Below are 26,395 nucleotides of genomic sequence, written 5' to 3'. Positions count from 1 at the left end.
TCGGCCGCCGTGGCACGTCCGGTCATGCTGCTCGCCCTGGTCTGCACCGGCCTGTTCGCCGGATTCTGCTTCTGCTACGCCTTCGCCGTGGTCCGCGCCCTGGCGCGGCTCGACGACCGGGCCTACGTCGTCGCGATGCGGCACCTGAACGAGGCGGTCCCCAGCCCGCCGTTCCTGGTGGTGCTGGCCGGGACGGCGCTGCTGCCGTGGGCCGTCCTCGCGGGCGGCTTCGGCGGCGGTAGGCGCACCTGGCTGCTGGGTGCGGCGGCGCTCTGCGCGGCCGGCGCGATCGCCGTCACCCTGCTCGGCAACGTCCCGCTGAACGCCCGGCTGGCCGCCGGGAGCCCGGTCGCCGAGGCGGACTGGCACGCGCTGCGGCAGGGGTTCGAGGCGCGCTGGAACGCCCTGCACGCCGCGCGCACCGCGCTCGCGGTGGCCGCCTTCGGCCTGCTCGCGGCGGGTGGCCTGAAGTAGTCGGCGGCCCGGCGCCACCGTGGGCCGCCCGGGCCGCGCGGTGGCGCTACGCCCGGCCGCGCAGGCCCCGCAGGTGCTCGGCGACGGGCGCCAGCGCCTCGTACATCGCGTCGAGCTGCTCGGCGGAGAAGCGGTCGATGAAGTGCGCCCGGACGCTGCGCACATGGCACGGCGCGACCCGCTGCATGGTCTCCCAGCCCTGCTCGGTGAGGTGGGCGTAGAGGCCGCGGCGGTCGCCGGGACACTCCTGGCGCAGCACCAGGCCGGCGTTCTCCATGCGGGTGATCTGGTGCGAGAGCCGGCTCTTCGACTGGAGGGTGGCGGTGGCCAGGTCGGTCATCCGCATCCGCCGCTCGGGGGCCTCGGAGAGCACCACCAGGATCTCGTAGTCGTTGATCGCGAGGTTGTGCGGCTGGAGTTCACGGCTGAGCTGGTAGTCCAGCAGCTTGGCGACCTCCAGGTGGGCGCGCCACAACCGCTGCTCCCGGGCGGTGAGCCACGGGGTCTCCTCCTCGGGCCCCTCGGCCGGGGGGGCTGAGATGTCGGCGGGGTCGATCGTGTGCGTCTCCATGGGTCCCACGATACCGCATTTAGTTCAATGTTGTACGACTCTCCCGGTGCTCCCGCCGGACGGCCGACGCGATCCGGCCACGGCGCGTGCGGGGTGGCCGGATCGCGCCGTGGCCGTGCGGTCAGAGCCCGAAGCGCCGTCCGAGGTTGCCCAGGTTACCGAGTCCGGGCACGTTCATGTTGGGCAACTGACTGTTGCCCGAGCCGTGCTGGCCCGGCACTCCGCCCATCGGCACCCCGGCCTCGGCATGCACCTCGCCCACCGAGCGCTCGGCCATCAGGACCTCGCTCGACTGCAGCAGCACCTGGCCGGCGCCGATGAACTCGAACTGGTGCTCCTCGCCGGAGGCCCCGCCGAGCCCGGTGAGCCGGCGCAGGCCGCCGATCAGCCCGTGCATGTAGTCGTGGTCGTAGTGGTGGCACGGCGCCGGGCAGTCCGCCCAGCCGACCAGCGCCTGCGGGTCCACCCGGATCGGCGGCTCGACGAAGTGCACCGGCCCGTTCGAGGCGGCGACGAACTTGCCGGTGCCGATCAGGGTCAGGAACCCGGGGATGATCGACTGCTTGAGCTTCAGGGTGGGCTCGTAGGCCAGCAGGTTCCCCGAGCGGACCGTCAGGTTCCCGTTCTCCAGGTCGTAGGAGTTCAGGTCGAAGGCCCGGTCGGCCAGCAGCAGCTTGCCGCGGCCCTCGGCGACCACCCAGTCCGCCGCGTGCATGGGGGAGTTGAAGTGCCCGAGCAGCCGGTCGGCCGCGCCGGAGCCGACGCCCTTGAAGGAGATGTCGCCGTAGTAGGCGATCATCTTGCCCTTCTGGAGGAAGTACGGGCCGTTGAGGTCCACCGAGAAGGCGTACGGGTTGACGTTGTCGTTGGACGGCAGGCTGTGCGCGTCGTGCACCACCGGGCCGGAGCCGTCCTGCGCCGTGGGCAGCGGGGCCTGCGCGCCGCCGTACTGCTCCTGGGCGTACTGCTGCGGCGGCTGGGCGGGCGGCGGGGGCGGCGGGTAGCCGCCCTGCTGGGGGTAGCCCTGCGGCGGGTAGGGCTGGCCCTGCTGGGGGTACGGCTGGCCGGGCGGCGGCGGGTAGGGCTGCCCCTGCGGCGGATACGGCTGCCCTTGGGGTGGGTAGGGCTGGCCGGGCGGCGGGTAGCCGGGCGGCGCGGCGGGGTGGCCGGGCTGGGTCGGCTGGCCGTACGGGTCCTGGCCGTACGGGGGCTGCGGAGGGTAGGACATCAGAGCTTCTCCTCGCTCGCCTGCACGTACACCGTGCCGTTCCCGGACAGCTCCAGCTGGAACGCCTCGCCGGAGCCGCGGCCGATCATGTCGCGCCACCCGAGCGCGGTGGACAGCTTGTTCTGGACCTGGCCGCGGTGCGCGACGTAGGCCTGCGGGTCGACGTGCACCGGCTGGTGCGGGGTGATCGGCAGCTCGAAGACGCCGCCGTGCGCCATCACCGCGACCGAGCCCTTGCCGTCGAGCTTGGTGGTGAACAGGCCCTGGCCGGTCACCTGGCCGCGGACCATGCCCATCACGCCGCCCTGCGAGCCCATGAACATGGTGGACTGCTGCAGCGAGCCCTCGAAGGCCAGCAGCCGGTCCGCCTCGACGTACAGGGTGTCGCCGGTCAGGTCGATCACGTGCACGTGGTGGCCGCCGTGGCCGAACATCACGCTGCCCTGGCCCTCGACGGTCATCAGCGGGGTGTCCTCGTTGGCCACCCGGCGGCCGATCATCGACATCACGCCGCCCTGGCCGCCGGTGATGTTCGGCGTGAACTTCACCTCGCCGGTGTACGCGAGCATTGCGCCGCGCTGGCTGAACAGCCGCTGGCCCGGGACGACCCGGGCCTCGATCATCTTGCTGTTGATCTTCGTGAACGCCATCAGACGTCGCCCCCGATGGTCAGCTTCTCGGAGGGCTGCACGTAGACCAGCCCCTCGCCGGTGAACTCCACCTGGACGGCCTCGCCGCCGCCCTCGCCGATGAAGGTGCTCCAGCCGGCGCCGGACTTGATGGAGCGGTTGAGGTTGCCGGTGTGGGCGACGTACGCCCCCGGGTCGACCCGCAGCGGTGTGCCCTGCGAGACCCGCAGGATGATCGCCGGCCCCTTGGAGGTGACCGCGGCCCAGCCGTGGCCCTCGACCTTGGTGGTGAACAGGCCGTTGCCGGCGGACAGGCCGTTCAGACCGGTGAAGGTGGTGCCGGTCTTCAGGGTGCCCTCGGTGCAGAGCAGGTTGTCGGACTCGACGTACAGCGTCTCGCCGTTCAGCCGCACGAGGTTGATCTCGGTGGCCTGGTCGGCGAAGTAGCAGGTGCCCTGTCCCTTCACCTCCATGACCGTCATCTGCTCACCGGTGAGCCGACGGGTCACCATGCCGCGCAGGCCGTCACCGCCCCCGCTGAGCTTCTTGAAGTTCATCTGGCCGGTGTACGCGACCATCGAACCGTTCTTGGCCTTCACGGAATCGCCGGTCATGTCGACGGCGAGCGTCTTTGACCCCTGGAGTCGAAACTGTGCCACGGCCGCAATCTAGCGGTCGGCGGGCACGGCGGGGGAGGGGGCGGCGGTGTTCTGGTACGCGTCTGCGACAAAGCGGCCGGCCGGGCTCCGGTACCACCCCCGCCGATTGGTTCGGACAGGTGATCGGTGATAATGGACCGGATGCTTGTGAGCCGGTTCACAAGCGATCCCCAGAGCCCCCCGCGTATCGAGGTACCCATCGTGAACAGCAGCGCCGTCCACCGCCTGCGCCTGGTCTCCGGCCCCGAAGGGGTCTCCTTCCTGCTCCTGCTGCTCTGCTCGTTGCTCAAGCGCACCACCGACTTCAACGCCGTACCGGTGATGGGCATGATCCACGGGATCCTGTTCATCCTGTACGTCGTCTTCTGGATCATGGCCTGGCAGACGCAGAAGTGGGACGTCAAGCGCGGCGCCCTGCTGTTCATCCTCTCGGTGCTGCCCGGCGGCGGCTTCGTGGCCGAGCGGATGCTCGCCAAGGAGGAGCGCGGCGAGGTCGCGGTGCCGGCCGCGGCCTGACTCCTCCCCGCAACGCGCCGGCAGGCTGCCGGGGCCCCCTCTCCCAGTGGGCCCCGGCAGCCTGCCGTCTTTTCCGGGGGTGGTCCGTTCGTCGCTAGTTGACGTTCACCGCGCTCCACGCCGCGGCCACCGCGTTGACCTCCGGGGCGCCGTAGAGGTCCCTGGCGGCGTTCAGGGTGGCGGTGCGGGCCGCCTTGTAGTTGGTGCTCGACGTGAAGTAGACGGTCAGCGCGCGGTACCAGATGGCGGCGGCCTTGTCGCGGCCGATGCCGGCGACGGTGGAGCCGTTGGAGGTCGGGCTGTTGTAGCTGACGCCGTTGATCACCTTGGCGCCGCTGCCCTCGGACAGCAGGTAGAAGAAGTGGTTGGCCACGCCCGAGGAGTAGTGGACGTCAAGGCCGCCGATCCCGGCGTACCAGGCGTCGGGGGACTTGCCGTCCTTGGAGGGCTTGTCCAGGTAGCGCAGCGGCGTGCCGTTGCCGTTGATGTCGATCTTCTCGCCGATCAGGTAGTCCGGCACGTCGGAGGGGATGTTGGCGTACCACTCGACCAGGGTGCCGAAGATGTCCGAGGTGGCCTCGTTGAGGCCGCCGGACTCGTTGAGGTACGTGAGGTTGGCGGTCGCCGAGGTGACGCCGTGGCTCATCTCGTGGCCGGCCACGTCGAGGGCGGTCAGCGGGTGGGTGTTGCTCTGGCCGTCGCCGTAGGTCATGCAGAAGCAGGAGTCCTGCCAGAAGGCGTTGATGTAGGCGTTGCCGTAGTGCACCCGGTTGCTGGCGCCGACGCCGTCGTTGCGGATGCCGCTGCGGCCGAAGGTGTTCTTGTAGAAGTCCCAGGTGGCACCGGTGCCGAACTGCGCGTCGACCGCGGCGGACTGCGTGTCGGTGGCGAGGCCGTTGCCCCAGACGTTGTCCGCGTCGGTGTACAGCGCGTTGTTGTTCTTGGCGTTGCCGGTCCACTGGTTGCCGCGGGCCGGGTCCTTGAGCTGGTAGGTGGCGCCGCTCTGGGTGGTGTTGAGGGTGACGGTGCCGACGTGCACGCCCTTGCCGGTGCCGTTGACCGTCTGCACCTCCTCGTGGCTGGAGAGCACCTGGCCGGTGGCGGCGTCGGTGACCAGCTGCTGGCGGCTCGGGGTGCCGTCGGCCCGCTCGCCGTGGACCGCCGTCCGGTAGGCCAGCCGCGGGCTGCCGTCGCCGGCCCAGACCACCAGGGCCGGGGTGCCGGCGCCGTCGACCCGGGTGACCGGGGAGGCGTCCTTGTCGGTCGGGGCGATGCCGACGGTGGCCCGGACCGAGTCGACGGCCTGGGCGGAGGCGGTGCCGGCGGAGATCGCCGGGGTCAGGCTCGCCAGTGCGAGGCGGCCGTCGAAGGCCCGGTCCACCGAGGCGATCGTGCCGTTGGCCTTCTGGTGGACGACCAGGTCGCCGCCGAGCACCGGCAGGCCGGCGTAGGTGCGGTCGTAGCGCAGGTGGCGCGTGCCGTTGGCGTCGACCACCACGTCCTTGACGACCAGCTTCTCCTGGCCGCCGAGGGCGAGCGCCTGGGCCACCGGGGCGGCCTGCTGCCCGGCCAGCGCGATGAGCGAGTCGCGCTGCTGGACGGGGGCGGCGTGGGCGGGGGCGGCGGCGACCTGGATGGCGCCGGCCAGCAGGACGGAGGCGGAGAGTACGGCGCCGGCTGTCAGCTTTCGCTTCACGTACGGGTTCCTTCCACGAAACCGCGGGTGCGCGGTCACGCCACGTACCGGGGCGCCGGGGTCGGCGCCAGGGGCGGTAGGGCGCGGACGTGCTGGTCCCGTGCGGCCTGACGCACCGTCGATGGGTGGGGGCGACGGGCGTCCGGACGGGGCTTTGGTCAGAAGCATGACAACAAAGGGCGTGGAAGGACAGGTCGCCGCCGGGGATTGGCCAGGTCTCGCCAAGACCCGCACGGATGGGTTCGGGTACGACAGTTGACCGGTTCGTCCCGGTTGGTCCGCTGGCGGGTTCCCGCCAGCGGCGAGTCTTGCCGCCCCCGTCCGGCGTTGCTACGCGGGCGAAGGGAGCGGAGACGTCCGGGGCCTCCCCTCCCAGTGGGGCCCCGGACGTCTCCCTCGGCGGGCGTCAGTTGACGTTGACCCCGCTCCACGCGGCCGCCACCGCGTTGTACTCGGCGCTGCCGGCGCCGTAGAGGTCGGCCGCCGCGCTCAGGCTGCCGGTGCGGGCCGCCTTGTAGTTGGTGGTCGAGGTGAAGTAGACGGTCAGCGCGCGGTACCAGATCGCCGCCGCCTTGTCCCGGCCGATGCCGGTGACGGTGGAGCCGTTGGAGGTCGGGCTGTCGTAGGCGACCCCGTTGACGGTCTTGGCGCCGCTGCCCTCGGACAGCAGGTAGAAGAAGTGGTTGGCCACGCCCGAGGAGTAGTGGACGTCCAGGCCGCCCACCGAGGAGGACCAGGAGTCGGCCGAGGCGCCGTCCTTGGAGGGCTTGTCCATGTAGCGCAGCGGGGTGCCGTCGCCGTTGATGTCGATCTCCTCGCCGATGAGGTAGTCCGGCTTGTCGGCGGGGAGGTTGGCGTACCACTCGACCATGGTGCCGAAGATGTCCGAGGTGGCCTCGTTGAGGCCGCCGGACTCGCCCGAGTAGTTCAGGCCGGCGGTGGCCGAGGTGACGCCGTGGGTCATCTCGTGGCCCGCGACGTCCAGCGCGGTCAGCGGGTTGGTGTTGTTGGTGCCGTCGCCGTACGTCATGCAGAAGCAGGAGTCGTTCCAGAACGCGTTGACGTAGTTCCGGCCGTAGTGGACCCGGCTGGTGGCGCCGACGCCGTTGTTCTTGATGCCGTTGCGGCCGAAGGTGTTCTTGTAGTAGTCCCAGGTGGCCGCCGCGCCGAACTGGGCGTCCACCGCGGCCGACTGGCGGTTGGCGGCGGTGCCGTCGCCCCACACGTTGTCGGTGTCGGTGAGGAGGGTGCCGGAGCCGGAGGTCTTGCCCTTGAGGTCGCTGGTGGACTGGCCGCCGCGCGAGGCGTCCTTGAGCGAGTAGGTCGAGCCGCTCTGGGTGGTGGTCAGCGGGACGGTGCCGACGAAGACGCCGGTGCCGGTGCCGGTGGCGGTCTGCACCTGCTCGTGGCTGGAGAGGACCTGGCCGGTGGCGGCGTCGGTGACCAGCAGTTGGCTGCTGGGGGTGCCGTCGGCGCGGACGCCCTCGACGGTGGTCCGGTAGGCCAGCCGCGGGTTGCCGTCGGCGGCCCAGACGACCAGCTGGGCGGCGCCGGCCCGGTGCACCCGGGTGACCGGCGACTCGTCCTTGTCGGCGGCGATGCCGACGGTGGACTGCACCGCGCCGGTGGCCTGGTCGGCGGCCCGGTCGGCGGGGATCCCCGGGGTCAGGCTGGGCACCGCGATCTGCGCGGTGACGGCCTTGTCGACCGCCTTGACGGCCCCGTCGGCGGCCTGGTGCACGACCAGGTCGCCGCCGAGCACCGGCAGGCCGGCGTAGGTGCGCTCGAAGCGGAGGTGGCGGGTGCCGTTGGCGTCCACCACGGCGTCCTTGGCGACCAGCTTCTCCTGGCCGCCCAGCCCGAGGGCCTTGGTCAGCGGATCGGCCTGACCGTTCGCCAGCGCGATCAGGTCGGCGCGCTGCTGCGCGGCCTGCGCCTGGACCGAGGGGGTGGGGGTGGCCTGGGCGGTGGTGCTCACCTGGATGACGCCGGTGACGAGGGCGGTGGCGGAGAGTACGGCGCCGGCTGCGAGCTTTCGCTTCACGTACAGGTCCTTCCGGGAAACCGCGTGTGCGCGGTCGCGCCGCGCTCCGGGGTGCCGGGCTTGGCACCTGAGGGGCGGAACGGGCGCTGACGTGCTGCTCCGTGCGGTCCACGGTGGTCACCGGTGGGTGGGGCGGTGGCCACCGAACGGGGCTGGCGGAAAGCATGACAATCCAACAAGTGAAATGACAGGTCTCGTTCACGAATTGGCCAGGTCTCGCCAACGCGGCGGAAGGTGAACGGCGTGACGAACGGGACGAACCGCCCCGCCGTTCGGCGGGTTACCGTCCGAACCGACGCCCGGTGGCGGGGTGGAGGCCGCCGCGGGGGTCAACCGGCCCGTCCGCGCGGATGGTTGGTGCCCGTTCACACCCCGGCAACGTGCTGGTCCGTACCTGACAGGTCGACTGGCGGGTTCCCGCCACGTGTCGCGCTTGTCCACCATCAGGACGCCTGGTAGCCCTCCCCGTGCCCGCCGGTACGGTAAGGAGGTGGCCAAGCCCCTCGCACTCGACTTCGACCCGATCGCCCGCGCCGACGAGCTGTGGACCCGCCGCTGGGGGACCGTCCCCGCGATGGCGGCGATCACCTCGGTCATGCGGGCCCACCAGATCCTGCTCTCCCGTGTGGACGCGGTGCTCAAGCCGTACGGGCTGACCTTCGCCCGCTACGAGGCGCTCGTGCTGCTCACCTTCAGCCGGACCGGCGAACTGTCGCTCTCCAAGATCGGTGAGCGCCTGATGGTGCACCCGACCAGCGTCACCAACACCGTCGACCGCCTGGAGCGGGCCGGCCTGGTCGCCCGCCGCCCCAACCCGCTGGACGGCCGCGGGGTGCTCGCCGCGATCACCGGCCGGGGGCGCGAGGTCGTCGAGGGCGCCACCCGGGAGCTCATGGCGATGGAGTTCGGCCTGGAGGAGTACGACGCCGACCAGTGCCGGGAGGTCTTCGAGCTGCTCCGCCCGCTGCGGGTGGCGGCGGGCGACTTCGCCGAGCCGTCCGGCGAGGGGGCTGCGCGGCCGGGGGCGTGAGGGCGGCTACCCTCGTGTGAGCGGTGCGCGGATCCGGACGTACCCCCCGATGCTGCCGAGCGAGGCGATGAAGACGATGAAGGCGACCCCCCTGCTGGGCTGGTACCGCGCCCTGGCCATTGCGACCGGTGTGGCGCTGCTGGTGTTCTGCGGCTTCATGGTCGCGAAGTACGGCTTCCACGCGGCCGAGGACGTGACCACCTACGTCGCGATGCTGCACGGCTACCTCTACATCGGGTACTTCGTGGTGACCTTCCTGCTCGGTCAGAAGCTCAAGTGGCCGCTGGGCCGGATGGTCTTCACCCTGGCCGCCGGCTGCATCCCGTTCGCCTCCTTCGTCGCCGAGCGCAAGGTGGTCGCCGAGGCCGCCGCCAAGCTGCCCGCCGGTGACGCCGCCCGCCAGCCCGCCGGCGTCTGAGCGAAGCCCCGGGGCACATCCGAAGGGCGCCCTTCCCCGTCCGGGGGAGGGCGCCCTTTCGCATGCCCGCGTGGTCGGTGGGCGACGTCCGTCGACAAGTACTAGGACGTCCGAGTAAATTGGTAGGACGTCCTAATAGCTGTGCCGCCCGCTGGCGTGGCGGCCGTACGGAGCGGAGTTCGGGGTCATGGACGCCGAGGAGATCGAGCGCGGGCGGCAGCGCTGGCAGCAGCGGTACGACAGCGCCCGCAAGCGGGACGCGGACTTCACCACCCTCTCCGGGGACGAGGTCGAGCCGGTCTACGGCCCGGCCCCCGGACAGGCCTACGAGGGCTTCGAGCGGATCGGCTGGCCCGGCGAGTACCCCTACACCCGGGGCCTGCACCCGACCGGCTACCGCGGCCGGACCTGGACCATCCGCCAGTTCGCCGGCTTCGGCAACGCCGAGCAGACCAACGAGCGCTACCGGATGATCCTGGAGGCGGGCGGCGGCGGCCTCTCGGTCGCCTTCGACATGCCCACCCTGATGGGCTACGACTCGGACGACGCGCGCTCGCTCGGCGAGGTGGGCCACTGCGGCGTCGCGATCGACTCGGCCGCCGACATGGAGGTGCTGTTCCGCGGCATCCCGCTCGGCGAGGTCACCACCTCGATGACGATCAGCGGCCCGGCCGTGCCGATCTTCTGCATGTACCTGGTCGCCGCCGAGCGGCAGGGCGTCGACCCGGCGGTGCTCAACGGCACCCTCCAGACCGACATCTTCAAGGAGTACATCGCCCAGAAGGAGTGGCTCTTCGCTCCCGAGCCGCACCTGCGCCTGATCGGCGACCTCATGGAGTACTGCGCCAACGGGATCCCGGCGTACAAGCCGCTCTCGGTCTCCGGCTACCACATCCGCGAGGCCGGGGCGACGGCCGCGCAGGAGCTGGCGTACACCCTGGCCGACGGCTTCGCCTACGTCGAGCTGGGCCTGTCCCGGGGCCTGGACGTGGACGTCTTCGCACCCGGCCTGTCCTTCTTCTTCGACGCGCACCTCGACTTCTTCGAGGAGATCGCCAAGTTCCGCGCCGCCCGCCGGATCTGGGCCCGCTGGATGCGCGAGCGGTTCGGCGCGAAGACCGAGAAGGCCCAGTGGCTGCGGTTCCACACCCAGACCGCCGGTGTCTCGCTCACCGCCCAGCAGCCCTACAACAACGTGGTCCGCACCGCCGTCGAGGCGCTCTCGGCGGTGCTCGGCGGCACCAACTCGCTGCACACCAACGCCCTGGACGAGACCCTGGCACTGCCCTCCGAGCAGGCCGCCGAGATCGCCCTGCGCACCCAGCAGGTGCTGATGGAGGAGACCGGTGTCACCAATGTGGCCGACCCGCTGGGCGGCTCCTGGTACGTCGAGGCGCTGACCGACCGGATCGAGCAGCAGGCCGAGGAGATCTTCCGCAAGATCCTGGACAAGGGCCGTGAGGACCACGCGATCGGTCCCATCACCTCCGGCATCCTGCGCGGGATCGAGGACGGCTGGTTCACCGGTGAGATCGCCGAGGCCGCCTTCCAGTACCAGCGCGGCGTGGAGAAGGGCGAGAAGCGGGTCGTCGGCGTCAACTGCCACCCGCGCAGCGTCACCCCCGAGCTGGAGATCCTGCGGGTCAGCCACGAGGTGGAGCGCGAGCAGGTCCGGGTGCTCGGCGCGCGCAAGGCGGGCCGGGACGAGGCCGCGGTCCGGGCCGGGCTGGACGCGATGCTGGCCGCCGCGCGGTCCGGCGCGTCGATGATCCCGCCGATGCTGGACGCGGTGCGCGCCGAGGCGACCCTGGGCGAGATCTGCAACGTGCTGCGCGAGGAGTGGGGGATCTACCGGGAGGCCGCCCGGTTCTGAGCCGGTCCGCACGGGCGTGAAGGCCGCCCGGCGCCCCTGCGCGGGGTGCCGGGCGGCCTTCGCCGTGCCCGGCCTCAGCCGGACTGCGGGATCGGGAAGGGGCCGAGCAGCAGGCCGGTGAAGCGCCGGGTCCACTCGGGGGTGATCGGCTCGCCGCTGACCAGCACCCGGTGCTCGACCGTCCCGGCGATGGTGTCGAAGATGATGTCGACCTCCTCGCGGGTGGTCGCCTCGTCGCAGTCCGGTGCCAGCTCGCCGCGGGCCTGGGCGGCCGCGCGGCCCTGCCGGACCAACCGCTTCTGCGGGTCGACGATCGACTCCCGGATCCGCCGGCGCAGCTGCCCGTCGCGGGTGCCCTCGGCGAACAGGGCGAGCAGCGCCGCCTGGGTCTCCGGGCGGGCCAGCAGATCCGCGAACTGGGCCACCACGGCCTCGATGTCGGCCTGCAGACTGCCCAGGTCGGGCATCACCAGCTCGTCGAAGAGGCTGGCGACGGCATCCACCACCAGCTCGTTCTTGGACGGCCAGCGGCGGTACAGGGTGGTCTTGGCGACCCCGGCGCGGGTCGCGACATGGCCCATGGTGAGACCGCCCCAGCCGAGTTCGGCCAGCGCCTCGCGGGTGGCGTCCAGGATGGCGCGATCGGCGGCGGCGCTGCGCGGGCGGCCCTTGGCCCGGGTGGTGGCGGTCTCCGGGGTCTCCGGGACGAATGGCTGGGGGGCCGGCACCGGGCCTCCTCTGCGATTTACCGGTAAGTAACTTGGGTGGGGCTGGTAACGGTAGCGACTTCTTCGTGTCCAGGTCAGCCGGGCTGCGCCGGAAAGTGGCCCAGCTCACGTCCGGCAGGCCCCGGCGGGGGTTGCGGCGGGTGCCCCGGGTCCAGTTACGCTACGACTCGTAGCGAAAGCGACGACCAGGCGCCGCGTCCCCGTGGGACGGGAGCGGCGCGGGCGCGGATGGGGATCCGCGCCGAACGGTTCAGGCTATCGGGCAGTGGCTCCGCCACCCCGGGAATCGGGACCGCGCAGCCCGCGCGGGGCGTTTTCCGGGAGGTTGGTGCCCACCAGCGGCGCGGGCGGGGGAGGATGGTGCCATGCAGCCACGGAATTCTCGTCTCAACAGTGCCGCCCTGCGTGGTGCGGTCGACCTCGCCGCGGTGAAGGCAGCCGGCGAGGCTGCCCAGAAGGCCGAGCAGGCCAGGGCCGAGCGGGCCCGCCAGGCGGGCGCCGGAGATGCGGCCGGGGACGCCCCGGCCGGGACCGGGTACCCGCTCGTCGTCGACGTCACCGAGGACACCTTCGAGGTGGAGGTCGTCCAGCGGTCCACCGAGGTGCCGGTGGTGGTCGACTTCTGGGCCGAGTGGTGCGGGCCCTGCAAGCAGCTCAGCCCGATCCTGGAGCGCCTGGCCGAGGAGTACGCCGGCCGGATCGTGCTCGCCAAGATCGACGTCGACTCCAACCAGCTGATCGCCCAGCAGTTCGGCATCCAGGGCATCCCGGCCGTGATGGCCGTGGTGGCCGGCCAGCTGGTCCCGCTGTTCCAGGGCGCCGAGAACGAGGCCAACGTCCGCAAGGTGCTGGACCAGCTGATCCTGGTCGCCGAGCAGCGCTTCGGCATCGTCGGCGCCGGCGGCGGCGCGCCCGTCGAGGGCGCGGAGGCCGCCGCCCCGCGCCGTCCGGAGGACCCGGCGCTGTCCGCGGCCCACGACGCGCTCGACCAGGGGGACCTGAGCGGCGCGATCCAGGCCTACCGGAACGTGCTGGCCGACCAGCCGGGCAACGCCGAGGCCAAGGTCGGCCTGGCCCAGGCCGAGCTGCTGCAGCGGATCGAGGGACTGGACCTGCAGACCGTCCGGACCGCCGCCGCGGCGGACCCCAAGGACATCGAGGCCCAGCTGCGGGCGGCCGACCTGGACCTGGTCGGCGGGCACGTCGAGGATGCCTTCGGCCGGCTGGTGACGACGGTCGGCAGGACCTTCGGCGAGGACCGGGACGCGGCCCGGCTGCGGCTGCTGGAGCTGTTCGAGGTGATCGGCCCGGAGGACCCGAGGGTCACCGCGGCGCGCCAGGCGCTGGCCCGGGTGCTGTTCTGACGCAGCGTCGGGTGACACGCCGGATGACCTGCGGTGCCGCCTGGTGATTTGGCGACAATGCGGTCATCGTCTCTGAGGTTTACCAAATCTTGACAACACCCGTGGACGGTCACGACATGTGACCGTCCACGGGTGTTTCGCTGCCGTTTCCTAGGGGTTTAGCCCTCACGAATCCTCCATTTCGTCACGCTGCGTGCCCAGGGTGCCGATTTCATGATCATTCGCGCTCGTGTGGGATTACCCGTCAGTAATGCAACCTCTTGTGCTTCGCCCGGGATTCGAGCAGCATCGGCACGCCCGGTCCCCACACTTCGACCCCCGCCGGCAGCCGGTCGGCGGACCCGGAGGAGGGGATCCCCACCGGGCGGCCGGCGGTCCCGCCGCCGGCGAGAGGGCAGGGGGGTATCCGCTCCCACGGCGGTTCCTGTCCTTCGTACGGCCGCGCTGCCCGCGCGGTCGCTGGTTGTCGCTCGGGGGGACCGCCCGTGTCGCCACGGCGCTCTCCGCTACCGAGGACGTAGCTCTCTCCCATCCCAGGCCCCCATCGGTGCGGCATCCGCCACCGGGGAGCCGGAGATGTACGTCCCAGAAGGAGGACACGCATGTCCAGGACCTACGGCAAGACCCGCTGGAAGCGCTTCGCCCTGGTGATGGTGCCGAGCCTCGCGGCCACCGCCGCGGTCGGCGTCGGACTGGCGAACAGCGCGCTCGCCGCCTCGTTCAGCATCTCGGGCCAGCAGTTCAAGGTCTCCGCGAAGGAGCTGCACGGCACCAACTTCGCGCAGTTCGGCTCGATCGACGTCCAGACCGACAAGACGACCCACCCGGTCGCGGTCTCGGCCTTCGACACCGCCCGGATCAAGGGGATGTGCCAGTCGCTGGTCACCGACCCGAACGTGATCCCGCTGCCCTTCAAGCTCCCGAAGGTCACCCTCCGCCTGGAGGCCGGTGACAGCGAGGACGAAGCGCGTCAGGTCCAGGCCGGGAACCTGCTGATCGACCTCGACTACCTGGAGGCCGATGCCGAGTTCGGCCACATCAACATCGGCCAGGACGCCTCCACCCTCACCGGCGAGGCCACCAAGAACTGGAAGTCCGCGCTCGGCTCCGGCCTGCCCAGCGGCAAGACCGGTTTCGCCCAGGCCGCGGAGACCGCCGACCTGTACGGCGTGAAGCAGACCGCGTGGGCCACCTCGGCGGGCACCTTCAAGCTCAAGGGCCTGAAGCTCAACCTCTACACCGACGGCAACCACGAGTGCTTCTGAGCCGGTTCCTCGGCTGACCGGCTGACCGCCTGACGGCGGGTCGGGGGCGGGGGACGGCGGCCGCACGGGCCGCCGTCCCCGGGCTCCCCCTTTCCGTTTCACCTCGTCACACCATCGAGGAGCTGCTCCGTGTCCAGCACCCTTGCCGAGCCGCGGCCCGCCGAACGCGAGAACCCCCTGAGGTGGGTCCGCCGGGCGTTCCGTGACTTCCGCCGTTCCCGGCCGTTCTACGGCGGGCTGCTGGCCGTCCTCGCCGGCGTCCCGATCATGTACTTCCCGTACGCCAACCTGTCGTTGAACGGCATGACGCTCGCCATGGCCACCACCGCCGGCGCGGGCTCGCTGATCATCGGGGTGCTGCTGATCGTGCTCGGGCTGACCGCCTGGTTCCAGCCGGTCGTTCGGGTCTTCGCGGGCATCGCCACCACCCTGCTCACCCTGGTCTCGATCCCGGTCTCCAACCTGGGCGGCTTCGGGATGTCGATCCTGCCGGGTCTGATCGGCGGCGGTCTGATGATCGCCTGGGCGCCGTTCCAGGCCACCGACCCGGCCGGGGCCGCGGTCGCCGCTGCGTCCGGCGGGGGGACGGCCACCGCCACCGCGGCCGAGGAGCCCGTCGAGGAGCCCACGGCCACCGAGGAGCCCGCGGCCACCGAGGGCACCGTCCCGGCACAGCAGGCCACGGCGCCCGAGGAGGCCCGGTGAGCGAGCCGCGCGAGGAGCTCCCGCAGGCCCCGGCGCAGCGATCGCCGCGGCACGCGGCGCCCCGCACACCGGTCCGGGCACGGCTGCGCGGCCGGGCGCTGGCGATGGCCGCGGTGCCGACCGCGCTGCTGATGGCCGCCGCCTACACGCCGAACCCGGCGATCGCCGAGTCCACCGCCGGCAAGCCGTGCGCCACCGCCCCGGACAGCGTGCCGCAGTCGCCCGCGGTGGCCGAGACGCCGGTGCCCAAGAGCGAGCTGCCGCCGCCGGTCCCCGGTCCGTCCGTGCCGCTGCCCGAGGCCCCGGCCGCCGGGACGCCCGAGCCGACGGACGCCCCGACGGCCGTGCCGGAGCCGACGGCCGGCGCGACGGCGACCGCGACGGCGACCGCGACCCCGACGGCCGGGGCGAGCGCGAACCCCGAGGGCGGCGTCGTCCGGGCCGGCCTCGCCGACGGCCTCCTCGGCGGCATCACCCACCTGGTCACCCCGGGCGGCTCACCGAGCCCCACCGCCGCCGGCACCCCGGCCGCCGACCCGACGGCCGTGCCGACCGGCAGCGCGGCGCCCACGCCCTCGGCCACCCCGGGAACGCCCACGCCGACCACACCGACCACGCCGACCGCGTCGGCCGGACCGGCGACGCCGACCACCCCGGCCGCGTCGACGACGCCCTCCGCCACCGCGTCCGCCAGGGCGAAGCCGTCCGCCGGCGCCACCGCCTCCGGCTCCGCCACCCCCGCCGCGAAGCCGACCGCGTCCGGCAGCCCCTCGGCCACCCCGTCCAAGGACCCGAACTGCCTGGTCGACACCAAGGCGCTCGCCCCGAACGGCAAGCCGGCCGACAACCCGATCCTGGTCCCGGACCAGAACTGGACCCTGCAGACCACCCGGCTCGCCCTGAACCACGCCGTGCTGCTCGGCGTGGTCGACGTCCGGACCCCCACCGGTACCAAGCGGGTGCTGAAGTTCGAGGTGGAGAGCGTCGACATCGAGAACCTGCACATGTCGACGCTGCAGGGCAACGGCAAGACCTTCCACGTGAAGGGCGCGCCCGGCTCGGTCTCGACCATGCGCAAGGGCCCGGTGACCATGTACGTGGAACGGCTCTCCGGCCATCTGTCCAAGGTGCTCGGCCTGCCGGTCCCGATCGACCTGGGCGAGCTCACCCTCACCCCCGACGGCCCGCTGCCGCAGTGGCTGTACGACCTGATCGGCCAGCTCCAGCTGCCGCTGTGGATCGAGCTGACCGGGGTGACCGCGATCCAGTCGGGCCAGTTCGGCGGCACCCTGAAGATCCCCGGCATGCGGCTGTCCAACGACGACCAGCCCTACCCCGGGAACGCCTGAGGCCCGGCCCCCCGACGCCCGTGGGGCGGCCCCTCCCTCCGGAGGGACCGCCCCACGGGCGTGTTCCGCGCTGCCTCAGGCCTTGCGGGTGCCCAGGTGGTGCACCTGGACCATGTTGGTGTTGCCGGGGATGCCGGGCGGGGAGCCGGCGGTGACGATCACGGTGTCGCCCTCGCCCAGTTCGCCGATCCGCAGCAGCTCGCGGTCGACCTGCGCGACCATTTCGTCGGTGGTCTCCACCTGCTCGGTCACGTGCGCCTCGACGCCCCAGCTCAGCGAGAGCTGGTTGCGGGTGGCGTGGTCCGGGGTGAAGGCGATCACCGGGATCGGCGAGCGGTAGCGGGAGAGCCGGCGCGCGGTGTCACCGGACTTGGTGAACGCGACCAGCGCCTTGCCGTTCAGGAAGTCGCCCAGCTCGCACGCGGCGCGGGCGATGGAACCGCCCTGGGTGCGCGGCTTGCGGCCCGGGTTGAGCGGCTGGAGGCCCTGGGAGACCAGCTCCTCCTCGGCCTTCTCGCAGATCCGGCTCATGGTGCGGACGGTCTCGACCGGGTACTTGCCGACGCTGGACTCGGCGGACAGCATGACCGCGTCGGTGCCGTCCAGGATGGCGTTGGCGACGTCGGAGACCTCGGCGCGGGTCGGGCGCGAGGCGTGGATCATCGACTCCATCATCTGGGTGGCGACGATGACCGGCTTGGCGTTGCGGCGGGCCAGGGTGATCAGCTGCTTCTGGACCAGCGGCACCCGCTCCAGCGGGTACTCGACGGCCAGGTCGCCGCGGGCCACCATGATCGCGTCGAAGGCGAGGACGATCTCCTCCATCGCCTCGACGGCCTGCGGCTTCTCGATCTTGGCGATGACCGGCACCCGGATGCCGACCTCGTCCATGACCGCGTGGACGTCCTTGATGTCCGCGGCGTTGCGGACGAAGGACAGGGCGACCATGTCGACGCCCAGACGCAGGGCGAAGCGCAGGTCCTCCTTGTCCTTCTCGGACAGGGCGGGCACGTTGACGGCCGCGCCGGGGAGGTTGATGCCCTTGTTGTTCGAGAGCACGCCGCCCTCGACGACCACGGTCTTCACCCGCGGGCCGTCGACGCTGACGACCTCCAGGGCGATGACGCCGTCGTTGATCAGGACCGGGTCACCGGGCTTGACGTCGCCCGGCAGACCCTTGTAGGTGGTTCCGCAGATGTGCTGGTCACCGGGGACGTCCTCGGTGGTGATGGTGAACTCGTCGCCGTTGTCGACGGTCACCGGGCCGTTGGCGAAGGTCGCCAGACGGATCTTGGGGCCCTGCAGGTCGGCCAGAACGCCGATGGTCCGGCCGGTGTCCGCGGAGACCTGGCGGACCTTGCGGTACCGCTCCTCGTGCTCCGCGTGGGTGCCGTGGCTCATGTTCAGTCGGGCGACGTTCATGCCCGCTTCGACGATGGCCTTGAGCTGTTCGTAGGAGTCCGTCGCGGGACCCAGGGTGCAGACAATTTTCGCTCGGCGCATATCGATCAGTCTATCCGTTCGTGTTATTGGTGCATTCGGCCCGAATGGAGAGGAAACGGCGCCCAGGAGTCCGCGGAGCGAGACGACGGGGGGTCAGTTTTCGGACGACCGGTGCACCAGGGCGAAGGCCTGCCGGGCGATCTCCAGCTCCTCGTCGGTGGGGACGACGGCGACGGCCACCCGTGCGCTGCCGCCGGAGGGCAGCAGCGCCGGGGAGATGATCCTCGGCTCGCGCGAGCGTACCGAGTTGAGCTCGGGATCGACGGCGATGCCGAGCTCCTCCAGCCCGGCCGTGGCGGCCGCCCGCACCGGGGCCGCGTTCTCCCCGACACCGGCGGTGAAGGCGATCGCGTCCACCCGGCCGAGCACCGCGTAGTACCCGCCGATGTACTTGCGCAGCCGGTGGATGTAGGCGTCGAAGGCCAGCTTCGCGTCGGCGTCGCCCCCGTCGGCGCGGCGCATGATCTCGCGCATGTCGTTGTCGCCGCACAGGCCCAGCAGGCCGCTGCGGCGGTTGAGCAGGTTGTCGATGCCGTCGATCGACAGCCCGCCCACCCGGTGCAGGTGGAAGACCACGCCCGCGTCGATGTCACCCGAACGAGTGCCCATCACCAGGCCCTCCAGCGGGGTCAGGCCCATCGAGGTGTCCAGGCAGCGCCCGCCGCTCACCGCCGACGCGGAGGCGCCGTTGCCCAGGTGCAGCACGATCACGTTCACCTCGGCCGGGTCCTTGCCGAGCAGCCGCGCGGTGGCCCGCGAGACGTACTGGTGCGAGGTGCCGTGGAAGCCGTAGCGGCGCACCCGGTGCTCGTCGGCCACGGCCTTGTCGATCGCGTACCGCGCGGCGTACTCGGGCATCGAGGCGTGGAAGGCGGTGTCGAAGACGGCCACCTGCGGCAGGTCCGGCCGCAGCGCGCGGGCCACCTCGATGCCGGTGATGTTGGCCGGATTGTGCAGCGGTGCCACCGGGATCAGCCGGCGGATCTCCTGGAGCACGTCGTCGGTGACCACGGTCGGCTCGGTGAAGCGCAGGCCGCCGTGCACCACCCGGTGGCCGATCGCGGCCAGCTCGGGGGAGTCCAGCCCGAGGCCGTCGGCGGACAGCTCCTCGGAGACCGCCTTGAGCGCCGCGCCGTGGTCGGGGAAGGCCTGGACGGTCTCCCGCTCCGCGCCGCCGCGCGGGGTGTGCACCAGCCGGCCGCCGGCCTCGCCGATCCGCTCGGCCAGTCCGGAGGCCAGCCGGTCGCCGTCCAGCATGTCGATCAGCTGGTACTTCACCGACGAGGAGCCGGCGTTCAGCACCAGGACCCGAGTGCCGCCACTCATGCCGTGCCCCCTTCACCGCGCGGCTGGGACCCGCGCTCCTGCGACTGGATGGCGGTGATCGCCACCGTGTTCACGATGTCCTGCACCAGCGCGCCGCGCGACAGGTCGTTGACCGGCTTGCGCAGCCCCTGGAGCACCGGCCCGACCGCGACCGCCCCGGCCGAGCGCTGGACCGCCTTGTAGGTGTTGTTGCCGGTGTTGAGGTCCGGGAAGATCAGCACGGTCGCCCGCCCGGCCACCGGCGAGCCCGGCAGCTTGGTCGCCGCGACGTGCGCGTCCACCGCCGCGTCGTACTGGATCGGCCCCTCGACCAGGATGTCCGGGCGCAGCTCGCGCACCAGCTCGGTGGCCTTGCGGACCTTGTCGACGTCGGCGCCGGAGCCGGAGGTGCCGGTCGAGTAGGAGAGCATCGCGACCCGCGGCTCGACGCCGAACTTGGCGGCGGTGGCGGCCGACTGGATGGCGATGTCGGCCAGCTGCTGGGCGTCCGGGTCGGGGTTGACCGCGCAGTCGCCGTACACCAGCACCTTGTCCGCCAGGCACATGAAGAAGACGCTGGAGACGATGGACGCGCCCGGAGAGGTCTTGATCACCTCGAAGGCGGGCCGGATGGTGGCGGCGGTGGAGTGCACCGCGCCGGAGACCATGCCGTCGGCGATGCCCTCCTGGACCATCAGGGTGCCGAAGTAGGAGACGTCGGTGACCACGTCCAGGGCCAGCTCGACGGTCATGCCCTTGTGCGCGCGCAGCTTCGCGTACAGCTCGGCGAACTGGCGGCGCAGCGGGCTGGTGGCCGGGTCGACGATCCGCACCTGGGCGCGGTCGGCGGCCGGGATCTCGGCCGGCAGCTCGATGCCCAGCGAGGCGGCCTTGCGGCGGACGGCGTCGGCGTCGCCGAGCAGGGTGAGGTCGCAGATGTTGCGGCGCAGCAGGATCTCGGCGGCGCGCAGCACCCGCTCCTCGGTGCCCTCCGGCAGCACGACGTGCCGGCGGGTCGCCCTGGCCTGCTCCAGCAGCTCGTGCTCGAACATCATCGGGGTCACCCGCTCGGACCGGCCGACCTCGATCAGCTTGGTCAACTCGTCGGTGTCCACGTGCAGTTCGAACAGGCCGAGGGCGATCTCGGCCTTCCGGGGGCTGGCCGTCGAGAGCTTGCCCTCCAGGTGGGTCAGCGCGGCGGCGGTGAGCCAGCTGCCCTCCGGGACGACCGCGACCGGCGTGCCGGGGGCGAGCCGGGCGGCCAGCGCCATCACGTTCGGGCCGGGGCGCAGGCCGAGGGTGAGCAGGACGCCGGCGATCGGCGGGGCGCCGGCGGCGTGCGCGGCCAGCGCGCCGATCACCAGGTCGGCGCGGTCGCCGGGGGCCACCACCAGGGCGCCCTCGGTCAGCGCGTCCAGGAAGGTCGGCAGCATGGCGCCGCCGAAGACGAAGCCGCGGACGTCCCGGGCCAGGCCGGCCGCGTCGCCGAGCAGCACCTCGGCACCGGTGGCGTCGACCAGCTGGGCGACGGTCGGCGCGGCCAGCCCCGGTTCCTCGGGGATGACGTAGGCGGGGATCGGCAGCTTCTCGGTGAGCTTGCGCTGGACCGGCTGCTCGGCGGCCGGGGCGACCCGGTTGGCGATCACCGCCAGGGTTTCGCAGCCGAGGTCGGTGTAGGCGCGGTGGGCGTTGCGGACCTCGGCGATCACCGTGTCGGCGTCCTCGCCGTGTCCGCCGATCACCGGCAGCACGGCGGCGCCGAACTCGTTGGCCAGCCGGGCGTTGAAGGCCAGCTCGTCGGGGATGTTGGTGTCCGCGAAGTCGGTGCCCAGCACCAGGACCGCCTGGCAGCGCCGCTCCAGCGCGTGGAAGCGGTCGACCAGGACCGAGACCAGCTCGTCCTGGCCGTGCGCGGCCTGCAGCGCGGCGGCCTCCTCGTAGGTGAGGCCGTAGAGCTCGGTGGCCGGCAGGTCCAGCCGGTACCGGGCGCGCAGCAGCTCGACCACGTGGTCCGAGCCGGCCTCGCCCGGTGCATGGGCGTGCACCAGGGGGCGGAACACCCCGACCCGGTCCACCCGGCGGGTGAGCAGCTCCATGACGCCGAGTTCCACCGCCTGGCGGCCGTCCCCGCGGTCGATCCCGGTCACGTACACGCTGCGCGCCACGTGGCTCTCTCCGTCCCGTCGTCTCAGGAAGTGGTCATATCGACCATACCTTCGCACCGTGAACGCCCGTCCGCGAGCAGAACGGGACGGCTCGTGGCAAGGGGCCGAAGGTCACCGGACGCCGCTACGGCGTGCGGTCGGGGCCGACCAGCCGGACGGTCACGCCGTCCGGCCGCTCGATGAGGAACAGCTGGGTGACCCGCTTGTCCAGCAGCCAGCCGTGCCGGTGGACCAGGCAGCCGCCCGGGCCCGCGGTCCAGCCGTCGGCGGCGAGCCGGACGCGCAGCCGGCGGGCGGCCTCGGCGCCGGGCAGGCCCTCGGTGCTCACGATCGCGAGGTCGCGGCGGCAGGCGTGCAGTCCGCAGCTGCGGTCGGGGCCGCTGTCGTGCCGGACGGTGAGGCCGGGCGGCAGCGACAGCTCGGAGCGCTCCGGGGAGAAGGGCTCGTGGACGGCGAGCTGGTAGAGCAGACCGAGGACGAGGCCGACCAGGGAGTGGGCGGCGATCACGATGGTGGCCCCGGCGGCGGGCTGTCCGGACCCCCGGGTGGGCCGGGGCCCGCACAGCCGCCGTTCGGCCAGCGTGCCGAGCAGGACCACCAGCCCGGCGGCGAGCGGGTAGCCGGACTGGGACTCGGCGACCGCCCGGCTGTGGAACCACCCCCGCTCCAGGCCGACCGGGATCACCGCGAGGGCGGCCAGGACGGCGGCGACCGCCACCCCGACCGCCCGGGTGCGGGCCAGTGCGGCCCAACAGGCCAGTGGCAGCAGAACGTAGCCCCAGCCCAGCACCAAACCCACAGAAGGCCCCCCGCCCGCTGTCGACGTCTCAGCCGGGGAGCCTAGAACGTCACGCCGGGCGGAGCCAGATGGTCGCGAGCGGCGGCAGGACCAGCTCGGCGCTGCGCGGCTGCCCGTTCCACGCGGACGCATCCGCCTTCACCGGAAGGGAGTTGGCGGTTCCGCTGCCACCGTACTCGGTGGCGTCGGTGTTGAGGACCTCTTCCCACAACTGGTCGCGCCCGGCCAGCTCCGGCAGGCCCACCCGGTGGGCGTGCCGCACGACGGGGGAGAAGTTGCAGACGGCGACCAGCGGGGTTCCGTCGGCGGCGTAGCGGACGAAGGAGAGCAGGTTGTCCTCGGCGGCGCCGCCGTCGAGCCAGCGGAAGCCGGCCGGGGCGGTGTCCTGCTCCCACAGCGCCGGGGTGTCGAGGTAGCACCGGTTGAGGTCGCCGACCAGCCGGCGCACGCCCCGGTGCTCCTCGTGGGACGGCCACTGGTCGTCGAGCACCCACCACTGCGGGCCCTGCTCGTGGTGCCACTCCGCGCCCTGGGCGAACTCCTGTCCCATGAAGAGCAGTTGCTTGCCCGGGTGGGCCCACATGAAGCCGAGGTAGGCGCGGTGGTTGGCGCGCTGCTGCCACCAGTCGCCGGGCATCTTGGCGACCAGCGCCTGCTTGCCGTGCACCACTTCGTCGTGCGAGATCGGCAGGATGTAGTTCTCCGAGTAGGCGTACACCATCGAGAAGGTGATCTCGTTGTGGTGGAACCTGCGGTGCACCGGGTCCTTGCTCATGTAGACCAGGGAGTCGTGCATCCAGCCCATGTTCCACTTGAGGCCGAAGCCGAGGCCGCCCTGGTCGGTGGGCCGGGTGACGCCGTCCCAGGCGGTGGACTCCTCGGCGACGGTGATCACGCCGGGGCAGCGCCGGTAGACGGTGGCGTTCATCTCCTGGAGGAAGGCGGCCGCGTCGAGGTTCTCCCGCCCGCCGAACCGGTTGGGGGTCCAGGCGCCGCTGTCCCGCGAGTAGTCGAGGTAGAGCATGGAGGCGACGGCGTCCACCCGCAGGCCGTCGACGTGGAACTCCTCGCACCAGTACACCGCGTTGGCGACCAGGAAGTTGCGCACCTCGACCCGGCCGTAGTCGAACTCCAGGGTGCCCCAGTCCGGGTGCTCGGCGCGCTGCGGGTCGGCCGGCTCGTACAGCGGCTCGCCGTCGAAGCGGGCGAGCGCGAAGTCGTCCTTGGGGAAGTGCGCGGGCACCCAGTCGACGATGACGCCGATGCCGTGCCGGTGCAGGGTGTCCACCAGGAAGCGGAAGTCGTCGGGGCTGCCGAGCCGGGCGGTGGGGGCGTAGTAGCCGGAGACCTGGTAGCCCCAGGAGCCGCCGAACGGGTGCTCCATGACCGGCATGAACTCCACGTGGGTGAAGTTCAGCTCCTTCAGGTACCGGGGGAGTTCGGCGGCGATGGCGTGGTAGGTGGTGAGGTCGGGGCGCCAGGACGGCAGGTGCAGCTCGTACACCGACATCGGGGCGCGGTGGTGCGCGGTGCGCGCCCGGCGGGCCATCCACTCGCCGTCCTGCCAGCGGTGGGTGGACGCGGTGACGACCGAGGCGGTGCCGGGCGGGACCTGTGCGGCGCGGGCGAGCGGGTCGGCCTTGTCCAGGACCCAGCCCTGCCGGGTGTGGATCTCGTACTTGTACTGGGTGCCTTCGCCGAGGCCGGGGACGAACAGCTCCCAGACGCCGGAGGAACCGAGCGAGCGCATCGGGTGACCGGTGCCGTCCCAGTGGTTGAAGTCGCCGATCAGCCGGACGCCGACGGCGTTCGGCGCCCAGACCGCGAACGCGGTGCCGGGCACGCCGTCCACGGTGCGCGGGTGCGAACCCAGGGCCCGCCAGAGCTGCTCGTGCCGGCCCTCGGAGATGAGGTGCAGATCGAGGTCACCGAGGGTGGGCGGGGTGCGGTAGCCGTCGTGCTGGCGGATCGGCTCACCGCCGGGGTAGCTCACCAGCAGCCGGTAGTCGGGCGCCTGCGGGGCGGCGAGCAGGCCGGTGAACAGCCCGCCCTGCTGGTGGGTGAGTTCGACGGGGCCCTGGCCGGTCTCCACCACGACCCGCTCGGCGAACGGGCGGAGCACTCGGATCGCGGTGCCGCCGTGCACGGGGTGGGCGCCGAGCAGGGCGTGCGGGTCGTGGTGCTGGCCGCCGACCAGCCGGTCCACCTCGCCGGGCGGCAGCGGCGCCTCGGGCAGCCGCAGCGCTCCGGTGGGCGCCGGTCCCGGGACGGGCACCGGCTCGGCGGCGGGCAGCGGCTCGGCGGGCAGGGGCTCGGCGGACGGTGGCTCGGCGGGGGCCGGCTCGGCCCGCCGGACGGTCGCGGGCTCACGCTTCGGGGAGTCCGGGCCGGCCAGGAAGGTGGCCGGCACGGAGCGGGTGGTGCGGCCTGGCGGGTCGAGCGGCGTCACGGCGGGGACCTCTCTTGGAGCGGGGCGGCGGAACGAGGGACGTCAGACGGTGAGCGCCAGCCGGTTGATCGCGGCCAGCGGGATCGGCAGCCAGCTCGGCCGGTGCCGGGCCTCGTACACCACCTCGTACACCGCCTTGTCGATCTCCAGGGCGCGCATCAGCTCCGGCGAGGCGGCCGGGTCGGTGCCGCCGCCCGCGGTGTAGCCGGCGCAGAAGGCGGTGCGGTTGCGCTGCGCCCAGGCGGCGGCCAGGTGCGCCAGCTCAGGGTCGGGCGGCCCGCCGGCCAGCAGGTGGGCGGCGGCGTAGTCGAAGGAGCGGAGCATCGCGGCGACGTCCCGCAGCGCGGTCTGCGGCTCGCGCCGTTCGGCGACCGACTTGGCCGGCTCGCCCTCGAAGTCCAGCAGCACCCAGCCGTGCGGGGTGCGCATCGCCTGGCCGAGGTGCAGGTCGCCGTGGATCCGCTGGACCGGCAGGCCGTCCGGGTGGGCGTCGGCCAGCTGCCCGAAGGCAGAGCGCAGCGCGCCCCGGTAGCGCATCAGCCCCGGGACGGCGGCGACCGCGCTGTCCAGCCGGTCGGCCATCGCGGTGGCCAGCTGCCGGGTCTGGGTGCGGTCCAGCCGGGCGACCGGCATCGAGCGGGCGAGCACCCGGTGCACCTCGGCGGTGGCCCGGCCGAGCCGGTGCGCCTCGATCGCGAAGTTGCCCGGCGACGGGTCGCCCTTCAGCCGGCCGACCTGGTCGAGGGCGAGCTCCCAGCCGTCCTCGGCCTCGGGGAGGTAGCGCTGGAGCAGCCCGAGGGTGGCCGGCTCGGCGCGCTCCAGACGGCTCTCGAACCAGGCGGCGACCCGGGGGATGCGGGTCGAGCCGGCCCGGGAGAGCGCGAGCGACAGTTCGAGGTCGGGGTTGGTGCCGGGGTGGACGCGGCGGAACAGCTTGAGGATGTACGAGGTGCCGTAGATGACCGAGCTGTTGGACTGCTCGGCGGTGGAGGCGCGGCCGGGCAGGTTGGTGGGGAGTCCGGAGCCGGGGGTGCGGCGGAAGGACAGCGAGCCGAACCGGTCGCCGGTGGCCAGGTGCTCCAGCAGCCGCCCGGTGAGCTCGGGGTCGTGCACCGCGTCGTAGAGCGCCGCGCCGTCGTACGGGCCCTGGGTGAGCCGGCCGAGGACCGCGGCGGGCTCGATGCCGGCCGGACCCTGCGAGCGGATGCCGAGCAGCAGTTGGTAGAGGTCGCCGTGCGGCGCGCCGGCGGTGGCGGCGTGTTCGACCCGGAGGAGCAGGTGCAGCAGGGCGGGGTCGCCGACCTGGAGGGGGGTGCCGACCAGGGGGACCAGGCCGGTGATCGGCCGGCCCTTCCCGGCGTACCAGCGCTGGGTGGGGAGCCACTCGGCGATCAGCGGCAGCGCCGCCTGGACGAGTTCGCTGACCCCCAGGGCGGTCCTCCGGACCCCGGTGCCCCGCGGGGAGGCCGCCGTGGCGGGCCCGGCGGGGGCGTCACGGTGCAGGGGGGCTTGCGAACGGGAGGTTTCGGACATGACTCCCTTTCCCCGGAGGAGCTGGGCGGATCGCCCGACGGGTCTGGCCGGGTCCGTCAGTCTTCCGGATTGCGGCGGCGCGGCGGCGGCGG

General features: G+C 72.5%; 22 protein-coding genes. 9 read left to right on the top strand and 13 right to left on the bottom strand.

The genetic code is table 11. The features are described from left to right. Positions 1–9: 9 nt before the first annotated feature. Positions 10–474, top strand: a complete 465-nt coding sequence (locus tag ABZW10_RS31640) for an anthrone oxygenase family protein (RefSeq protein ID WP_355372800.1) — start codon at positions 10–12, stop codon at positions 472–474. 46 nt (positions 475–520) lie between these two features. On the opposite strand, the gene ABZW10_RS31635 is transcribed toward ABZW10_RS31640, so the two are convergent. From ABZW10_RS31635 to ABZW10_RS31620, 4 genes are all read right to left on the bottom strand, one after another. Beyond that, positions 521–1,045, bottom strand: coding sequence for a MarR family transcriptional regulator (locus ABZW10_RS31635; RefSeq protein WP_355372797.1), 525 nt, complete (start codon positions 1,043–1,045; stop codon positions 521–523). Between the two features lie 121 nt (positions 1,046–1,166). Further along, positions 1,167–1,973, bottom strand: coding sequence for an AIM24 family protein (locus tag ABZW10_RS31630; protein WP_355372830.1), 807 nt, complete (start codon positions 1,971–1,973; stop codon positions 1,167–1,169). 299 nt (positions 1,974–2,272) lie between these two features. Then, positions 2,273–2,923 carry an AIM24 family protein gene (locus ABZW10_RS31625; RefSeq protein WP_355372795.1) on the bottom strand — a complete coding sequence of 217 codons (651 nt, stop codon included), beginning with the start codon at positions 2,921–2,923 and terminating at the stop codon, positions 2,273–2,275. After that, a complete protein-coding gene (locus ABZW10_RS31620; protein ID WP_355372792.1) occupies positions 2,923–3,561 on the bottom strand; it encodes an AIM24 family protein in 639 nt (212 codons plus the stop codon). The genes ABZW10_RS31625 and ABZW10_RS31620 overlap by 1 nt, the downstream gene beginning before the upstream one ends. A gap of 141 nt (positions 3,562–3,702) precedes the next feature. Here ABZW10_RS31620 and ABZW10_RS31615 point away from each other — a divergent pair, with 141 nt between their 5' ends. Continuing rightward, the gene (locus ABZW10_RS31615) at positions 3,703–4,077 is read left to right on the top strand and encodes a DUF3817 domain-containing protein (protein WP_355372789.1); all 375 of its coding nucleotides are present in this window, start codon (positions 3,703–3,705) and stop codon (positions 4,075–4,077) included. A gap of 94 nt (positions 4,078–4,171) precedes the next feature. Here the strand turns inward: ABZW10_RS31615 and ABZW10_RS31610 are convergent, their stop codons facing one another. Further along, positions 4,172–5,773, bottom strand: coding sequence for a M4 family metallopeptidase (locus ABZW10_RS31610; RefSeq protein ID WP_355372787.1), 1,602 nt, complete (start codon positions 5,771–5,773; stop codon positions 4,172–4,174). Between the two features lie 406 nt (positions 5,774–6,179). Beyond that, a complete protein-coding gene (locus ABZW10_RS31605; protein WP_355372784.1) occupies positions 6,180–7,817 on the bottom strand; it encodes a M4 family metallopeptidase in 1,638 nt (545 codons plus the stop codon). Positions 7,818–8,307: 490 nt separating this feature from the next. On the opposite strand from ABZW10_RS31605, the gene ABZW10_RS31600 reads away from it, so the two are divergent. From ABZW10_RS31600 to ABZW10_RS31590, 3 genes are all read left to right on the top strand, one after another. Continuing rightward, positions 8,308–8,847: a MarR family transcriptional regulator gene (locus ABZW10_RS31600; RefSeq protein WP_355372781.1), complete on the top strand. Its 540-nt coding sequence runs from the start codon at positions 8,308–8,310 to the stop codon at positions 8,845–8,847. A 49-nt stretch (positions 8,848–8,896) separates the two neighbouring features. Beyond that, entirely contained in the window at positions 8,897–9,265 is a 369-nt protein-coding gene (locus ABZW10_RS31595) for a DUF3817 domain-containing protein (RefSeq protein WP_355372778.1), read from the top strand. Between the two features lie 187 nt (positions 9,266–9,452). Next, positions 9,453–11,138: a methylmalonyl-CoA mutase family protein gene (locus ABZW10_RS31590; protein ID WP_355372776.1), complete on the top strand. Its 1,686-nt coding sequence runs from the start codon at positions 9,453–9,455 to the stop codon at positions 11,136–11,138. Between the two features lie 74 nt (positions 11,139–11,212). On the opposite strand, the gene ABZW10_RS31585 is transcribed toward ABZW10_RS31590, so the two are convergent. Further along, positions 11,213–11,866 carry a TetR/AcrR family transcriptional regulator gene (locus ABZW10_RS31585; RefSeq protein ID WP_355372774.1) on the bottom strand — a complete coding sequence of 218 codons (654 nt, stop codon included), beginning with the start codon at positions 11,864–11,866 and terminating at the stop codon, positions 11,213–11,215. 365 nt (positions 11,867–12,231) lie between these two features. On the opposite strand from ABZW10_RS31585, the gene ABZW10_RS31580 reads away from it, so the two are divergent. The 4 genes from ABZW10_RS31580 (at position 12,232) to ABZW10_RS31565 (ending at position 16,549) form a co-directional block, all read left to right on the top strand. Further along, a complete protein-coding gene (locus tag ABZW10_RS31580) occupies positions 12,232–13,230 on the top strand; it encodes a tetratricopeptide repeat protein (RefSeq protein WP_355372771.1) in 999 nt (332 codons plus the stop codon). Between the two features lie 602 nt (positions 13,231–13,832). Further along, a complete protein-coding gene (locus tag ABZW10_RS31575; protein WP_355372768.1) occupies positions 13,833–14,495 on the top strand; it encodes a DUF6230 family protein in 663 nt (220 codons plus the stop codon). A 129-nt stretch (positions 14,496–14,624) separates the two neighbouring features. Beyond that, positions 14,625–15,200 carry a DUF6114 domain-containing protein gene (locus ABZW10_RS31570; RefSeq protein WP_355372766.1) on the top strand — a complete coding sequence of 192 codons (576 nt, stop codon included), beginning with the start codon at positions 14,625–14,627 and terminating at the stop codon, positions 15,198–15,200. Beyond that, positions 15,197–16,549, top strand: a complete 1,353-nt coding sequence (locus ABZW10_RS31565; RefSeq protein ID WP_355372764.1) for a hypothetical protein — start codon at positions 15,197–15,199, stop codon at positions 16,547–16,549. Before ABZW10_RS31570 ends, ABZW10_RS31565 begins: the two co-directional genes overlap by 4 nt. A gap of 75 nt (positions 16,550–16,624) precedes the next feature. On the opposite strand, the gene pyk is transcribed toward ABZW10_RS31565, so the two are convergent. From pyk to ABZW10_RS31535, 6 genes are all read right to left on the bottom strand, one after another. Beyond that, positions 16,625–18,052 carry a pyruvate kinase gene (gene pyk, locus ABZW10_RS31560; RefSeq protein WP_355372761.1) on the bottom strand — a complete coding sequence of 476 codons (1,428 nt, stop codon included), beginning with the start codon at positions 18,050–18,052 and terminating at the stop codon, positions 16,625–16,627. A gap of 93 nt (positions 18,053–18,145) precedes the next feature. Next, positions 18,146–19,378, bottom strand: coding sequence for an acetate kinase (locus tag ABZW10_RS31555; protein ID WP_355372758.1), 1,233 nt, complete (start codon positions 19,376–19,378; stop codon positions 18,146–18,148). After that, on the bottom strand, positions 19,375–21,522 hold the full coding sequence (gene pta / locus ABZW10_RS31550; protein WP_355372756.1) for a phosphate acetyltransferase: 2,148 nt from the start codon (positions 21,520–21,522) through the stop codon (positions 19,375–19,377). The genes ABZW10_RS31555 and pta overlap by 4 nt, the downstream gene beginning before the upstream one ends. A gap of 124 nt (positions 21,523–21,646) precedes the next feature. Beyond that, positions 21,647–22,321 carry a hypothetical protein gene (locus ABZW10_RS31545; protein WP_355372754.1) on the bottom strand — a complete coding sequence of 225 codons (675 nt, stop codon included), beginning with the start codon at positions 22,319–22,321 and terminating at the stop codon, positions 21,647–21,649. A 49-nt stretch (positions 22,322–22,370) separates the two neighbouring features. Further along, on the bottom strand, positions 22,371–24,770 hold the full coding sequence (gene glgB / locus ABZW10_RS31540) for a 1,4-alpha-glucan branching protein GlgB (RefSeq protein ID WP_355372752.1): 2,400 nt from the start codon (positions 24,768–24,770) through the stop codon (positions 22,371–22,373). 42 nt (positions 24,771–24,812) lie between these two features. Then, positions 24,813–26,303 carry a phosphotransferase gene (locus tag ABZW10_RS31535; RefSeq protein WP_355372749.1) on the bottom strand — a complete coding sequence of 497 codons (1,491 nt, stop codon included), beginning with the start codon at positions 26,301–26,303 and terminating at the stop codon, positions 24,813–24,815. Positions 26,304–26,395: the final 92 nt, after the last annotated feature.

The sequence above is a fragment of the Kitasatospora sp. NPDC004723 genome, from assembly GCF_040609255.1.
In the GTDB taxonomy this organism is placed as follows: domain Bacteria; phylum Actinomycetota; class Actinomycetes; order Streptomycetales; family Streptomycetaceae; genus Kitasatospora.
The sequence above is the reverse complement of the archived record's forward strand: the minus strand, read 5'-3'. Positions and strand labels throughout refer to the sequence as shown.

Excerpts from the sequence above, each read along its gene's own strand:
- ABZW10_RS31635 (WP_355372797.1), bottom strand. The coding sequence starts at position 1,045 with ATGGAGACGCACACGATCGACCCCGCCGACATCTCAGCCCCCCCGGCC.
- ABZW10_RS31625 (WP_355372795.1), bottom strand. The coding sequence starts at position 2,923 with ATGGCGTTCACGAAGATCAACAGCAAGATGATCGAGGCCCGGGTCGTC.
- ABZW10_RS31615 (WP_355372789.1), top strand. The coding sequence starts at position 3,703 with ATGCTTGTGAGCCGGTTCACAAGCGATCCCCAGAGCCCCCCGCGTATC.
- ABZW10_RS31595 (WP_355372778.1), top strand. The coding sequence starts at position 8,897 with ATGCTGCCGAGCGAGGCGATGAAGACGATGAAGGCGACCCCCCTGCTG.
- ABZW10_RS31590 (WP_355372776.1), top strand. The coding sequence starts at position 9,453 with ATGGACGCCGAGGAGATCGAGCGCGGGCGGCAGCGCTGGCAGCAGCGG.
- ABZW10_RS31580 (WP_355372771.1), top strand. The coding sequence starts at position 12,232 with ATGCAGCCACGGAATTCTCGTCTCAACAGTGCCGCCCTGCGTGGTGCG.
- ABZW10_RS31575 (WP_355372768.1), top strand. The coding sequence starts at position 13,833 with ATGTCCAGGACCTACGGCAAGACCCGCTGGAAGCGCTTCGCCCTGGTG.
- pyk (WP_355372761.1), bottom strand. The coding sequence starts at position 18,052 with ATGCGCCGAGCGAAAATTGTCTGCACCCTGGGTCCCGCGACGGACTCC.
- ABZW10_RS31555 (WP_355372758.1), bottom strand. The coding sequence starts at position 19,378 with ATGAGTGGCGGCACTCGGGTCCTGGTGCTGAACGCCGGCTCCTCGTCG.
- ABZW10_RS31535 (WP_355372749.1), bottom strand. The coding sequence starts at position 26,303 with ATGTCCGAAACCTCCCGTTCGCAAGCCCCCCTGCACCGTGACGCCCCC.